General features: G+C 42.3%; 14 protein-coding genes. 3 read left to right on the top strand and 11 right to left on the bottom strand.

Translation table 11 applies throughout. From position 1 onward, the window contains the following. Positions 1-13 precede the first annotated feature (13 nt). Genes AC3IT7_RS07275 through AC3IT7_RS07255 form a run of 5 tightly spaced genes read right to left on the bottom strand, consistent with a single transcriptional unit; the run spans position 14 to position 4376 of the window. Positions 14-772 carry an ABC transporter permease gene (locus AC3IT7_RS07275; RefSeq protein ID WP_489249938.1) on the bottom strand — a complete coding sequence of 253 codons (759 nt, stop codon included), beginning with the start codon at positions 770-772 and terminating at the stop codon, positions 14-16. After that, on the bottom strand, positions 769-1968 hold the full coding sequence (locus tag AC3IT7_RS07270; protein WP_489249937.1) for an ABC transporter substrate-binding protein: 1200 nt from the start codon (positions 1966-1968) through the stop codon (positions 769-771). Before AC3IT7_RS07270 ends, AC3IT7_RS07275 begins: the two co-directional genes overlap by 4 nt. 10 nt (positions 1969-1978) lie before the next feature. Continuing rightward, positions 1979-2767: an ABC transporter ATP-binding protein gene (locus tag AC3IT7_RS07265; RefSeq protein ID WP_489249936.1), complete on the bottom strand. Its 789-nt coding sequence runs from the start codon at positions 2765-2767 to the stop codon at positions 1979-1981. Between the two features lie 3 nt (positions 2768-2770). Then, complete coding sequence (locus AC3IT7_RS07260; RefSeq protein WP_489249935.1) at positions 2771-3820, bottom strand: hypothetical protein; 1050 nt, start codon at positions 3818-3820, stop codon at positions 2771-2773. Next, positions 3813-4376, bottom strand: coding sequence for a carboxymuconolactone decarboxylase family protein (locus AC3IT7_RS07255; RefSeq protein WP_489249934.1), 564 nt, complete (start codon positions 4374-4376; stop codon positions 3813-3815). The genes AC3IT7_RS07260 and AC3IT7_RS07255 overlap by 8 nt, the downstream gene beginning before the upstream one ends. A gap of 105 nt (positions 4377-4481) precedes the next feature. Between AC3IT7_RS07255 and AC3IT7_RS07250 the strand changes: the two genes are divergently transcribed. After that, positions 4482-5396: an AraC family transcriptional regulator gene (locus AC3IT7_RS07250; protein ID WP_489249933.1), complete on the top strand. Its 915-nt coding sequence runs from the start codon at positions 4482-4484 to the stop codon at positions 5394-5396. A gap of 294 nt (positions 5397-5690) precedes the next feature. Here the strand turns inward: AC3IT7_RS07250 and AC3IT7_RS07245 are convergent, their stop codons facing one another. The 5 genes from AC3IT7_RS07245 to hpxO form a co-directional block, all read right to left on the bottom strand. Then, complete coding sequence (locus AC3IT7_RS07245) at positions 5691-6185, bottom strand: flavin reductase (protein WP_489249932.1); 495 nt, start codon at positions 6183-6185, stop codon at positions 5691-5693. Positions 6186-6288: 103 nt separating this feature from the next. After that, positions 6289-7317, bottom strand: a complete 1029-nt coding sequence (locus tag AC3IT7_RS07240) for a methionine synthase (RefSeq protein ID WP_489249931.1) — start codon at positions 7315-7317, stop codon at positions 6289-6291. 43 nt (positions 7318-7360) lie between these two features. Next, a complete protein-coding gene (locus tag AC3IT7_RS07235) occupies positions 7361-8359 on the bottom strand; it encodes a putative oxygenase MesX (RefSeq protein ID WP_489249930.1) in 999 nt (332 codons plus the stop codon). A gap of 259 nt (positions 8360-8618) precedes the next feature. Next, a complete protein-coding gene (locus AC3IT7_RS07230; RefSeq protein WP_489249929.1) occupies positions 8619-9674 on the bottom strand; it encodes a Rieske 2Fe-2S domain-containing protein in 1056 nt (351 codons plus the stop codon). Positions 9675-9802: 128 nt separating this feature from the next. After that, positions 9803-10960, bottom strand: coding sequence for an FAD-dependent urate hydroxylase HpxO (hpxO, locus tag AC3IT7_RS07225; RefSeq protein WP_489249928.1), 1158 nt, complete (start codon positions 10958-10960; stop codon positions 9803-9805). Between the two features lie 210 nt (positions 10961-11170). Between hpxO and alc the strand changes: the two genes are divergently transcribed. Then, the gene (gene alc, locus AC3IT7_RS07220) at positions 11171-12175 is read left to right on the top strand and encodes an allantoicase (RefSeq protein WP_489249927.1); all 1005 of its coding nucleotides are present in this window, start codon (positions 11171-11173) and stop codon (positions 12173-12175) included. 11 nt (positions 12176-12186) lie between these two features. Continuing rightward, on the top strand, positions 12187-12687 hold the full coding sequence (locus AC3IT7_RS07215; protein ID WP_489249926.1) for an ureidoglycolate lyase: 501 nt from the start codon (positions 12187-12189) through the stop codon (positions 12685-12687). Between the two features lie 54 nt (positions 12688-12741). On the opposite strand, the gene AC3IT7_RS07210 is transcribed toward AC3IT7_RS07215, so the two are convergent. Then, positions 12742-13455: an outer membrane protein OmpK gene (locus AC3IT7_RS07210; protein WP_489249925.1), complete on the bottom strand. Its 714-nt coding sequence runs from the start codon at positions 13453-13455 to the stop codon at positions 12742-12744. Positions 13456-13523 lie beyond the last annotated feature (68 nt).

Here is a 13523-nt window from a genome sequence, read left to right as displayed (position 1 = left end):
TTTTTATGTGGGATTAAACTGAGACCCACTTTTGTAAATTAATGACTAAACGATCTAGAATAAACCCGATAAATCCAATGATTAAAATAATTGAAAGGAGTTCAGTATAATCCAGACGGTCACGCGCATCTAAAATAAAATAACCTAGTCCAGAGCTTACGCCCAACATTTCACTAGGAACTAAAACAATCCAGACAATGCCAATGGCTAAACGCAAGCCCACCAATACTTGCCCAAGTACACTTGGCCAGATGATTTTTTGCAGGATCTCACGTGGGGTCGCATCTAGGCTATGTGCAAGCTTTAACAATTGTGGATCAACTTTCTTCACGCCTGTTGCTGTATTCAGAATAATCGGCCAGACCGCAGCAAAAGCTAGCAGGAAATAAATTGGTTTATCACCGACCCCTAAAATCATCACCGCAATAGGCATCCATGACAAGGGAGAAATCATGCGCAAAAACTGAAAAATTTGAGAGGTCAATGCATCTGCTTTCTGATTTTGCCCAATCAGCAGCCCTACTGGAATGCCAATAACCAGAGCAATACCCAGCCCGACCAACACGCGTTGAATACTCATCCAAATATGGACGTAGGTTTCACTGTCTTGAATCAAAACTAAAAACTTGAGCAATGTTGCATTTAAAGTAAATTGCTGAAAAAAACCTTCCGGAATATACATTCCTGCAAATAGCCATAGCCCAAAACAACTGATCAGCCCAATCAATCCATAACTATGATATTGCCAATTTGGCATCACGCTCTTGTTCATAATTGAAAAACTTCCTGACGGGTAAAGGACTCAGTCAGACCAAATGCTTTCATGCCGCCCAATTTTTGAATGGCTTTTTTAACAAAACGGTCATCGACCAATTGACGGGCCGCTAAAGTTGGATTCAGTTGTTTTAAAAACGCAGGATTACCTTCAACCTGAGTATGGCGCATCCGTCTGATCAACTCGACGGTATAACTTTCAAAGGGATAAGGTTGAAAATCGATACGATTTTCTTGCCATGCAGGATGTTGAATAGCACCTGTACTTAAATATAGCTTTTGTCGTGCCGGATCAGGATTGATCACCTGAGAAATTACAGCATGAATATGGGGTGTTAAACGAGGTTTATGCTCACGTGAAATCAATTTTGCAACTTCAGCACGATGATTACGACACCACAGTTGCGCTTCCACAATACCATTCACGACTTTTTGTGACCATTCGGGCTGTTGCTGTAAGTCCTTTTCATGCATATACACCACACAGCAGGCATGTTTTTTCCAAATATCACCAGTGAATCGTAAAATTTTCCCAATCTTGAGATGTTCTGCAATGGCATTAAACGGTTCTGCGACCAAATAACCTGAGATCTGCTTGCTCAAGAGTGCAGGTGGCATATCTGAAGGTGACAAAACGATAATACCCACTTCATTGCCTGCCAATTTCCCCTTTTGTTTGGTGATCACTTTCAGGCCAGCATTACGCAGCATTTCTTGTAAAACCACGTTGTGCACTGAATACCAAAACGGGATCGCAACCTGTTTTCCACCTAAATCTTTTAAACTATTGATATGTTTTGCAACAGTCAGTGCTGAACCGCCAGTATGATTCCATGCCACAATTTTTGCCGGAAAATGACTGCCAAAACGGGTCCATACTGCCATTGGTGACAACAAGTGAATCACATTCACACTGCCAGATAAAAAAGCTTCAACCAGTTGTGCCCAGCTTCGGAATAAAATAGGCGGGTCAACTTTTAATCCCTGTTTTTCGAATAGCTTGTTTTGATAAGCAACCAATAAAGGTGTTGCATCGGTAATGGGAATATAACCAATTCGTACCCGTTTGGTCTGCGTACTTTCAGATTTGGTTTGTGCCAAACTGGCTTGCATGGGTAAAGCGGCAGTACCGGCAAAAATCCCCATCAATTTAAGAAATTCTCGACGAGAGTGATTAATATCGTCATCACACATGGCTATTTCCTTAAATTTTTTCGAGCATTTTGGCTTGATGTTGATGTAGCAATCTTAAAATTTCATTACGAATCTGAGAAAACTCATTTTCCCAAATATCACGTGGATGATTAGGCGATAATGTCCATATCTGGCTAATGTTGGCAGGTTGGCCTGATAAAAAGAAAATACGATCAGAGATTAATAAAGCTTCATCAATATCATGCGTGATCATGACTGCAGCACCAATCTCTTGGCTGTGAACTAAATCTACCAGCAGTTTTTGTAACTGGGCGCGATTCAGTTCGTCTAATGCGCTGAAGGGTTCATCAAGTAACAACAGTCTTGGGGCCTTGGCTAAAGCACGTGCCAATGCCACACGTTGTGCCATACCACCTGATAAGGTGTTAGGTTTGGCATGTGGAATATGCTCGAGCTTCACCCGTTTCAAGGCATTACTCACCCTAGCCTGGATTTCTGATTCATTTTGTTTAGGTTGCTGCTTAAAATTTTGCCCAAACGCCACATTCTCAGAAATGTTTAGCCAAGGCAGTAATACGGCCGTTTGAAACATAAAAGCCATTTCAGATTTCTGCTGAACAACCGGCTTGTCTAATAACTTAACTTGTCCCTTTTCTGGCGCATGTAACCCGGCAATTGTCGACAATAAAGTCGACTTACCCACACCACTTGGCCCCAAAATGGTAATGATTTCGCCCTGTTGAATGTTAAAATCAGCACCATCAATCACGGGCTGCTTTTTACCAGCATGACTGATGGTGAGTTGTGTTGCAGTGAGTAAGGCTTGTCTATCTTTCATGTATCAGGCACTTAAACGTGAAAGTTCAGTTTTTAATTGCAAAACACTTGGTGTCACAATTGGAATAAAGGCTGACTCTTTTAAACGTCGGGTAAAGCCATCTTCATAAGGTGTCAAATAGCATTTGCCGCCGGTACTGCACAATTCAAGCTGAATTGCCTGTTGGGTCAGTTCACTGAGTGCAATTCTAATTTCAAACAGACGGCGCGCCTGAGTGACAAATTGTCCAGACTCCAAGCCGCTAAACAGGGCTGCTACATGAGCTGCTAACTGCTGCTGAATATCATTCACCTGATCATTGACCAAATTCGAATGCTTTTTGGCAATCACTTGCTGCACGCTACGCTTAATCAGCCCAATCGATAATGCACACTGTAGACCTAAAAATGCCGGACGAATCGCAGGAAGATATTGTTTGGCTTGGTCACTTAACAGTTCGTTTGGTGATACCCATACATCCGTCAGAATAGCCGCTGCGGTAGAACTGCCCTTCAATCCGATCAATTCCAGGTTGGGTCGACGGTCAAAGCCGGCACAACTAGAAGGAACAAGGAATAATAAAGGACCTTGTGCGCTATCTGCAGCTACGGCGACAGAAAAACCATTTGGATGAAAGTTGGTCACCCATGGCAGTTTGCCATTCAGTTTCCAACCTCCCTCTACTGCTTCAGCCTGAATTTGTAATGGTTCTAGGCCTGAAAGGAATTTCATGGCATTGGATAAGCCTGTTGCACCGGCATATTCACCAGCAAGCAGTTCATCAAAACGAAATTCGTCTAAAACATCTGCTTTTGCTGTGAGTAGATACTCAATATAAGTACGTTGACTCCAGCTCACAAAAGCTGCTGTAACTGAATACTCAGCAACTTGAGCTATCGTTTCAATTGCATCTTTTAAGGTATTGCCCAATCCACCAAATTGCTCAGGTACCCCTTGTCTAAATACATCGGCTTGACCTAATTTCTGAAGCAAAGCAAGACTGACGTCTGCTTCGCCTGCATTTAAAGCCTCTGCATGCTGTTCTAACCAAACAGCTAAAGCAGCATTAAGCATTTTTTGGTTCCCATTGATGTGCAGCAAGTTGGCTATTCAGTTCGGTGCGTGCCAAGCTATTTGCATAGTTGCATAGGGTCGCAAGGCTTAGGCCCAATAACACATCTAAAGCATTTTGTTGAGTAAAACCGGCATCGAAGAATGCTTGAGTGGTTTGCTCATCTACAGCACCTTTAGTGATGAGTGCTTTACGTGCAAAAGTTGATAGTGCATTTAAGCGTGCTTCTGGTAATTCGGTCTGATCACGTAAAGCCTGAACAATTTCAGGGGCAAGCTTGGCTTTATTTTTTGCCAAAGCAGTATGACCTGCAACACAGAAGGTACAGCCATTATCTGTTGCTGCAACCAATTGCACCACTTCACGTTCTTGAATGCTCAAGCTGCTACGGCTATTGATTTCAGAAACGGTTTGGTACATTTCTAACGCAGTTGGTGCATATGCCAAAACGCCTAAAAGGTTTGAACTAAAACCATTGGCTTTTTCAGCATTAATGAGGCGTTGCTTCGCTTCTTCAGGTGCTTGTTCACTTGTTAGCGGTTTGAAATAAGTCGTCATGGTATGTACTCCGTTAAGAGTACCTAGTGTTGAAAATTTATAGTATTCTCTCAATGCTTATTGGTATTTAAAAATGTTTTATCGTCTAAACTATTGGAAGATTTTATGCTTAATAATTCTGAAAAAATGCTAAGCTGGCTGATTGACCGCTTAGAAATTGAAACCTCCCTTCAGCATTTAAGCCGCTATCATCAACAATGGTCAACCTCTATTCAGGGACAAGGTCAGGCGAGTTTCCATTTAGTCATACAGCAGGACTGTCATTTCCACCTGTTGCAAGAAGATAATTTTATTCATCTGTATCAAGGTGATGCTATTTTTCTTTTAAAAGATCTCCCTTTTATTATTACCGATGCAACCCAGAGAATTGCCCCTTCTTTAAGCCATTTGCAACGCAATCTAGTCAATGATGATGACCCGAATATACTGTCTTGTTCGACACATTTGGCATGCGGTTATTTTAAATTTCGTTCAAAGTTGTCCGAGCTTTTTATTGATGCCTTACCGCCCTATTTAGTCTTAAGACAGAATGATCAGGCGCTCACTGAGTGTCTAAAGGTATTTGAGCTTATTCGTCATGAAGCACAGTTAGATGATGAGGCTTCAGCCAGCTTGATTGAGCGCCTGACCAGTATCTTGTTTTATTATTTGATCCGGCATACATTTAATCAGGGAAATCATCAGAATATTCCGCTGTGGACCTTATTTAATGATCCGATGCTCTATCCGCTGATTTTAGGAATTATTGCCAAACCTGAACAAGACTGGACCTTACAATCTATGGCGGCTGTATGTGGAATATCACGTGCAAGTTTTGCTAAATACTTTACAGATATTGCAGGATTTTCGGCCACACAATTCGTCTTATATTATCGGATCCAATTGGCACAACAATACCTGGGCCAAGGTCATTCTATTGCAGATTGTGCTGAACAGGTGGGATATAAGTCTGTAGCGGCATTTACTCGTGCCTTCCAGCGAGTGACTCAAAAGAATCCAAGCCAGTTTATGAGAAGTTGATCTGACTAAAATCAGACTAAAGGAATTCTGTGCCTATTGTGATCACATAGCATTAATCTTATACCCATAAAACTTGTGATTAGATATCGGTGAATATTCTCAAATCTAAAAAAAAGCCCATATTGAATGGGCATTTTATCCTGAGAATCAGCCAAATTTATCTCAAATTGATCATTGTATTCTGAACATGCTCATACGCTTGAGAGAAACAACCTGCTTGTGAATACCCACAATCATCACTCCCAAGCCGCCTAAAATTACGAAGAAAAATGCATAATTGAGATGAGCAGAGCTTTATACAACTTCGACTTCACCGACACGATGATAGGCACGGTTAAAATACACCAGACTTTCATCCTGCTGACTTTGTTTAATCGCGACGACACGACATAAGAAAATACTGTGTGTGCCTACTTTTTGAATCTCTTCAATATGGCAATCGAAATTGACCAGTGCATCTTGCAAAATCGGGGCACCTGTTTCAAGTGTTGTCCATGCACCTAGCTGAAAGCGCTTTTCGGAACTGAATTTACTTGAGGCAAAGGCATTTGAGATCTGTTCATGCTGTGCCCCCAATACATTGACTGAAAGGACCTTGTTTTCAATAAAGTGCGCATGGGAGCGAGAGGATTGATTCATACAGACCAACAATGTTGGTGGTGTATCTGTCACGCTACAGACTGCCGAGGCAGTAAAGCCATGCATACCTGCTTCACCTTCTGTTGTAATCACATTTACAGCAGTGGTTAACAAAGACATTGCGTTTCTAAAGTCTGTTGCTTCAATCATCTCTTTCATCTCAAATATGTATAGTACTGGTCTCTGGCTCAAGTCTGGGTAATGGATGATCCGATTCATCATCCAGCCTTTACTTATGCGAGACAGCCCAGAATTAAGCAGTTAGCTCTTGACGGACAATCGCTGCACCTGCACTCAAAGCGGCGAGTTTAGCTTGTGCCACCGTGCGAGATAAAGGTGCCATACCACAATTGGTTGACGGATATAGCTTGTCAGCGTCGACAAACTGCAGTGCCTTGCGTAAAGTATTTGCCACTTCCTCAGCAGTTTCAATCTGATTGCTTGCTACATCAATAGCACCGACCATGACTTTTTTGCCACGAATCAATTCAATTAAATCCATCGGAACACGTGAATTCTGACATTCAAGCGATACGATATCAATTTTTGATTGCTGGAGTTTAGGGAATGCTTCTTCGTATTGACGCCACTCATTGCCTAAGGTCTTTTTCCAATCGGTATTGGCTTTAATACCATAACCGTAGCAAATATGCACTGCCGTTTCACATTTCAAGCCTTCAAGCGCACGCTCTAAACTCGCCACGCCCCAATCATTCACTTCATCAAAGAACACGTTAAATGCAGGCTCATCAAACTGAATAATATCCACCCCTGCTGCCTCTAATTCACGTGCTTCTTGATTCAAAATTTTGGCAAATTCCCAGGCCAGTTTTTCACGGCTCTTATAATGACCATCATATAAGGTATCAATCATGGTCATTGGACCAGGCAGTGCCCATTTGATTGGCTGTGTAGTTTGGCTGCGCAGGAATTTCGCATCATCCACAAACACTGCTTTTTTACGGGAAACTTCACCGACTACAGAAGGTACACTTGCATCATAACGGTTACGGATACGCATGGTTTCACGTTTTTCAAAATCCACACCTTCCAGATGCTCAATGAACGTGGTGACAAAGTGCTGACGGGTCTGTTCACCATCACTGACAATATCAATCCCCGCTTGGCGTTGTTCATGCAGTGATAGCTTTAAGGCATCACGTTTGGCATCGAGTAATGCTTCACCTTGTAATTTCCAGGGTGACCATAATTTTTCAGGTTCAGCTAACCAGGCCGGTTTTGGTAAGCTGCCTGCGGTTGATGTCGGGAGTAAAATGGTCATATTTAATCTTCTTTCTCTATATGGGTCTTATCTATGGGATGGATCAGGCTGCGTTGTTTTGATGGGCTTTTTCTACAGTGAAGTTGGCAGCCCATTTATCCAGAATATCTTTATAAGGCTTGATAAAGTTTTCTTCCGTCCACTTGCCCTGTTTCACTGCCAGTTCAGCACGCTCAACCCGGTCATAGACAATACGGGTAAGGGAAAAATCCTGATAGTTCAAGCTGGGTTTATATACCAGACCGGCAGGCGAATTAGTGTTGTAAATTTCTGGACGATAAATTTTTTGAAAGCTTTCCATGGTACTGATCGCGCTGATCAGTTCAAAATCGGTGTAATCCCGTAACAAATCGCCTGCACAGTAGAATGCCAAAGGTGCATTGCCATGTTCTGGTTTGAAGTAACGAACACTTAAACCCATTTTTTTGAAATATGCATCGGTACGTGAATATTCATCATTCTTGTATTCGCCACCAAGTACAGGGTGTACATTGGCAGTGCGATAATAAGTTTTTGAAGTTGAAACACTGAGGCAAATGACAGGTTGTTTGTTAAATTCAGCTTTAAAAACATCCGAGTTAACCAAATGTTGATATAGCTTGCCATGCAAATCACCAAAGTTATCTGGCTTTTCATCTATTTGGCATCCAAGAGTTGGTAATACCACGCTAAAGTCATAATCACGGACATAGGATGAAAAGCTATTGCCGATCATGCCCTGAATGCGTTCATTGCTTTGATGGTCAGTGATAGTGCTTTGCAGCATTTCAATAAATGGGAAAGTTTGACCATTGCCTTCAACATCGAGTTCGGCAGAAATAATATCGATTTCAAGTGAATAGCGGTCACCTCTCGGGTTGTCGACCTTGGCCAGACTGTTAAAGCGGTTATTGATCATCACAAAAGTTCTAGCAAGATTTTCTTTGCGACTTTCACCACGCGCCAAATTGGCAAAATTGGTGGTTAAGCGTGTGTTATCTGCGGGTTGATAGTTTTCATCAAAACGGATGCGTTTAATGGAACACTGAAATGCTGTACTCATGGAGATTCACTGCCCTAAATTTTTTCAATAAAAGCTAAATTTCTGTATGGCTGTATTTAAGCGCGAATCAAAACATGAGTAAAACGATATAAATTCACTTAAAGATGAGCTAAATTCATGTTGCTGGCATTGTTATATTTTTATTGGATCTACAAATAAAAGCGAATCCTCTGCTTTTGATCAATTGAGCCACAAGCGATGATAAAAAGCCCTTCAGCTTATTGTTCTAGGGTTAAAAGCAGTAGGATCAGACGTCCTATTAAACAACATAACGTTTACTCAAGCCCCATTCGGCCAATATCCGACGATAAGTAGTTGAAGAGCGATCTGCTTCAAAATGTGCTTCCATGGAAATGTCGAGGGGTAATTCTTCAGGTTTTTGACTTTCTACCATATCCTGATCTTCTGCAAAGATTTGTGCATTAAAATCATAGACTGCCTGTAAATCGCCTGTGGTATCGAAATTACGTGTCAGCGGCACAAATAAACGGGTTTGGTTATGTGACACCGGGCAGCAGGCATTTAGAATCTTTAACAGACCCTGTTCTGGAAAATGTATAGTCAACACCGCAGCGAATGGTGGATAAACATCAAAGACCCGTTTCCATAAAAATCCTTCCGGTGCTAAATCCTGCATAGCATGTGGATAGTTGCTGACATTACTGACATATTCCGTATGCAAACCGTAAGCTGTGCGCTCGGTACTATATTGAGGTACGATCTGGTTGTCGGGATCAGCGAACGAAGCATGATGTACCCAGGCAAAATGTGCCACATCAATAAAACCTTCCAGCTGACGTCCACTTGAACCGGCAATATCGACCCAAGGCGGTAAAATCGCCTGATGATCTGGCATCTCCCAGGTATCCAGAACAGGAAAGTTGGCTTTTTCTGGGTCACGGCCAAAGATACTGGTCCAGATCAGACCGTATTTTTCGACCACTGGAAATTGAGTGAGTGAAAAGCGATCAGAGATTTTGGTCAGTTCAGGCTGTGCCGGAATTTTGATACATTTGCCCTCGCCATTGTAATGTAAGCCATGATAAGGACAGACAATATTTTCGCCAGATACCCAGCCTTTACTTAATGGCACGCCCCGATGTGGACAGATATCACGTACCAAATGGATGGCACCATTTTCGGTTTTATACAGCGCCAGTTTGATATCAAGTAACATCACCTGTTGCGGTTGAGTCGAAACGTCCTGAATCCGCGCAACCGGATACCAGTGCTGCGCCAGAATATCCCAGTCCTGATCATCAAACTGGCTATAGCAGGGCTTGTTAAATAAATGAGTGACTGGAATTGCATTCATATAAAACCTATTTTCTCTGTTATTGTCGCAAGCTTTTCTAAGCCTCAAAAGCTGCAGAATCATGCAGCTTGGGCTGTAGTTCTTATCGTGGTTCTTTGGGTGCTGTACGGGGATCGGAACAGCCGGGTTTAATCTAATGGATTGCCGACGATATTACTGATAATCCCTTTCATAATATGAGGCCCCTGTTCTTTACGCAGGTCGTCATACCAGGCTTTGGTAATCTGCTCATCTTTCATATGCGTGACATCACAACGTTTACGTGCACGCAGCAGCAATTCATTGGCGCGCTCATTACGTTTATTCTGATAGCGCTTTAAAGCATCTTCCAAGCCCAAAGTGTTGATTTGCAAGGCACGTGATAAATAGATCGAATCCTCCATGGCCTGGCAGCCACCTTGTCCAATATCAGGTGTAGTGCTATGTGCGGCATCTCCTAGAATCACCACACGACCTCTATAGAACCGGGTAAAGGGTTCGATATCATGAATTTCAACACGATTGGTCGTCTGTTCATCAATGCTGTCAATCAGGTGTTGAACCTGTGGACACCAGCCGGAAAAATACTGCTTTAATAACGTCTTATATTCGGCCCGGTTATTCTCTAAACCTGCAGCTAATGGCACATCAAAGAAGAAATAAAAGCGCTGCTCTGCCACTGGCATAAGCGATGCACGCTTGCCCTCACCCACAAATGTTGTCCATTGTTTTGCCGGTGCCAGATCCTCAGATATTTCAACCAGACCATTCCAGTTGACATAGCCTGCATAGCGACGCTCAACCTGCTCGCCTAATACATATTGACGTGTAATGGAATGGGTACCATCCGCGCCAATCAATAATTCTGCCCGGGCACTGCTGCCATCCTGGAAATTAATTTCGACCTGTTGACCGCTATCTTGAATCGATACCATTTTTTTAGCCAAGTAGATCTCTTGCCGACCAAATTCATCCATTAACATATTTTGTAATTCAGCACGCGATACCGGATAGGGACGTTGCCCGACTTCTTCAATTAAGGGTGCCAGGCTAAACTGAGTCATGACCTCGCCATTCAGGCCATCGATATAAGCTAGATCATCCATTTGCCCTCCCAGCTTTGCTACCTGTTCGGTTAAACCTAAATAATTCAAACACTTTACGCCATTTGACCACAAGGAAATTGCAGCTCCCACGGGTAAAATCTGTTCTGCCTGCTCATAGATGGTGACTTGATGCCCGAACTTTTTTAGTGCAATTCCTGCGGTTAAGCCTCCTATGCCTGCACCAATAATTGCAATCTCCATCTATTACTCCTGATTATTTGATATGAATTACCAGTTAAATAGCTAAAAACGTGCCATTTTTAGAAATATGCACTAAAAAAATAGCAAAAGTTGGCACAAGCTGTGCTTTTAAATCTACCTAATGCCCTGTTTTTTATAGATGCAGAACTAGATTTGCACTTTTAAAACAATGCGCATTCACGTGACTTATAATTATTATGGAAATTTAAGATGGCGACCTTATTAGCTCCAATTTTTGATTTGCCTGCTCCACTACAGCAGTTAACTAACCTGGCAGATGCTCGAATTGGTGCAGAAATTTTTGAATGTTCAGATGAATTTTTTGCTGAAGCACAACGGATGTTGCAATTTGATGCGCCGGTTTTTATTGAAGACAAGTTTGATGATCACGGTAAATGGATGGATGGATGGGAAACACAGCGGAAGCGCTTTGCAGGCTATGACTGGGCGATTATCAAGCTGGCGGTTGCGGGTCAAATTCAGGCACTGGACATTGATACGACTTTTTTTAGCGGTAATTATCCCGCATCTGCTGCTGTTGAAGCATGCTATGCACCAGATGGAAATATTGACGCGGCAGAATGGATCAGTATTTTAGAAAATAATGTCCTCGGCCCTAGCCAGCACCATATTTTCCCCATTTCATCAAACCATATATTTACCCATGTCCGTCTGAATATTTATCCCGACGGCGGTATTGCACGCTTTAAAGTATATGGCAGTGTAAAAATCGAACGTCAAGATCATGATCAAATCCTAGATGTTTTAGCACTGGAAAATGGCGGACGCGTGATTGCCTACAGCGATGCGCATTTTGGTCACCCACGTAATCTGATTAATCCGGGTCGTGGCATCAATATGGGCGATGGCTGGGAAACCAAGCGCCGTAGGGCTCCTGGATTTGACTGGTGTATTTTGGCTCTAGGTGCGAGTGCCAGAATTGAAAAAATTGATATTGATACCGCACATTTTAAAGGTAACTATCCGGCTGAAGTTTCTATTCAAGCCATTTATATTGAAGATGCCACCGACCCGCAACTTGTTCCACAAAGTATGTTCTGGCCTTTTTTATTAGAAGCACAGCCCATGCAAATGGATCATCTGCATCATTACATCAGTGAGATTTTACAGCACGAAAAAATCTCGCATATTCGTGTGAATATGATCCCTGACGGCGGCATAAGCCGGATTCGACTCTGGGGAAAAATGGTTTAAGGCTGATGAATATGTTGAATATACAGACAGTAAAAATCCAGCCTCTCACTGCGGAAGCTTTTTTACCTTTTGGAGAAGTGCTGGCCTGTGAAAACAATCCATTTTTTCACATTAATGATCGACATACCGAGCGTTATCATGCCTTGGCACAGGTTGAAACCGATGCAAAAGTTGGACTCAGTCTATTCAGGAATATTCAAGTCACACAAATCCCTTTTGAAATTTCAATGCTGGAACGGCACCCTTTCGGTTCACAAACCTTTATTCCCATGCAGGGTCAACAGTTTTTAATTGTTGTTGCCCCTGCTCTTGATCAGCAGCAACCTGATCTTACGCAGATTCAGGGATTTATCAGCAACGGTTCGCAAGCGATCAATTATCGTGCCGGGACGTGGCATCATCCTCTATTGACACGTGAAGCACCGAGCGATTTCGTGGTGGTCGACCGGATTGGAACTGGAGCAAACTGTGATGTGTATACATTTCCTGAAAAAATTCTTATAGACCTTTAATCAACAAAAAGCCCTTATTTTTTTAAGGGCTTTTTATTATGCTCGACGCTTTGCTTAAAAATGATATTTTACTAAAGCACTGACGTTGTTTTCATCAGCATCTGCAATACCGAATTTATTGTTCCATACCGAGTGTTCGATCCCTAGATATAAATTCGTATCCGGAGAAATGTGTTTACCGACTTTCCATTTCCATTGCGTGGTCCAGTTCATCTCACTGTTATGATCTTCTTCTGCCGTTGACCAATCCAGAAAGCCATTGACCAAAAATTCTTCTGCTCCCAAGTGGAACGGTACAGCATAAGTAAGGGTCAACTGGTAGTCATCATGCATATTTTCATTATTTGCACGGTAAAGATTGATGCTGGCATAACGGAAGTATGGAAGATCCAGATCAAAACCTACACCATACAAAAAATTATCAAACTTTTCTCCACCTTCCCAGGTGGCCGAAACCAGTACATCTTTGACAGGGCCAAATGCAAGTTTTTGGGCTGAGACTTCCCCCAAGCTTAAGCGTGGTGAAAACTCAAAATAACTGGACTTTGCATCATCGCCACCTCGCATACGGTCAACGAAGAAGAATACATCGGCATATTTAACTTTCGCCGCATACTCAAATGTTACAGTGGTTTGCTTCGGGTCGAGCACTGCATAGTTTTCACCATATAGACCTGTGAGGCTAAAGTCCTGCCAGAGCGGTTTTGCCTGTGCTGACATAGCACCGAAGACGAATAAGGCGGCAACAGTCACTTGAGTAAATTGCATGAATAAGAAACCCCAATAGTAATAGAAAAATCACTTGGAATATCTAGCAAAATAAAAGCCAATATTTT

The organism is Acinetobacter sp. KH_038 (genome assembly GCF_057839405.1).
Note: the sequence above shows the minus strand (reverse complement) of the source record. Positions and strands in the feature narration are given on the sequence as shown.

Bases quoted from the DNA above. Each gene is read 5' to 3' on its own strand.
- AC3IT7_RS07275 (WP_489249938.1), bottom strand. From the start codon at position 772: ATGAACAAGAGCGTGATGCCAAATTGGCAATATCATAGTTATGGATTG.
- AC3IT7_RS07270 (WP_489249937.1), bottom strand. From the start codon at position 1,968: ATGTGTGATGACGATATTAATCACTCTCGTCGAGAATTTCTTAAATTG.
- AC3IT7_RS07265 (WP_489249936.1), bottom strand. From the start codon at position 2,767: ATGAAAGATAGACAAGCCTTACTCACTGCAACACAACTCACCATCAGT.
- AC3IT7_RS07260 (WP_489249935.1), bottom strand. From the start codon at position 3,820: ATGCTTAATGCTGCTTTAGCTGTTTGGTTAGAACAGCATGCAGAGGCT.
- AC3IT7_RS07255 (WP_489249934.1), bottom strand. From the start codon at position 4,376: ATGACGACTTATTTCAAACCGCTAACAAGTGAACAAGCACCTGAAGAA.
- AC3IT7_RS07250 (WP_489249933.1), top strand. From the start codon at position 4,482: ATGCTTAATAATTCTGAAAAAATGCTAAGCTGGCTGATTGACCGCTTA.
- AC3IT7_RS07245 (WP_489249932.1), bottom strand. From the start codon at position 6,185: ATGATTGAAGCAACAGACTTTAGAAACGCAATGTCTTTGTTAACCACT.
- AC3IT7_RS07240 (WP_489249931.1), bottom strand. From the start codon at position 7,317: ATGACCATTTTACTCCCGACATCAACCGCAGGCAGCTTACCAAAACCG.
- AC3IT7_RS07235 (WP_489249930.1), bottom strand. From the start codon at position 8,359: ATGAGTACAGCATTTCAGTGTTCCATTAAACGCATCCGTTTTGATGAA.
- AC3IT7_RS07230 (WP_489249929.1), bottom strand. From the start codon at position 9,674: ATGAATGCAATTCCAGTCACTCATTTATTTAACAAGCCCTGCTATAGC.
- hpxO (WP_489249928.1), bottom strand. From the start codon at position 10,960: ATGGAGATTGCAATTATTGGTGCAGGCATAGGAGGCTTAACCGCAGGA.
- alc (WP_489249927.1), top strand. From the start codon at position 11,171: ATGGCGACCTTATTAGCTCCAATTTTTGATTTGCCTGCTCCACTACAG.
- AC3IT7_RS07215 (WP_489249926.1), top strand. From the start codon at position 12,187: ATGTTGAATATACAGACAGTAAAAATCCAGCCTCTCACTGCGGAAGCT.
- AC3IT7_RS07210 (WP_489249925.1), bottom strand. From the start codon at position 13,455: ATGCAATTTACTCAAGTGACTGTTGCCGCCTTATTCGTCTTCGGTGCT.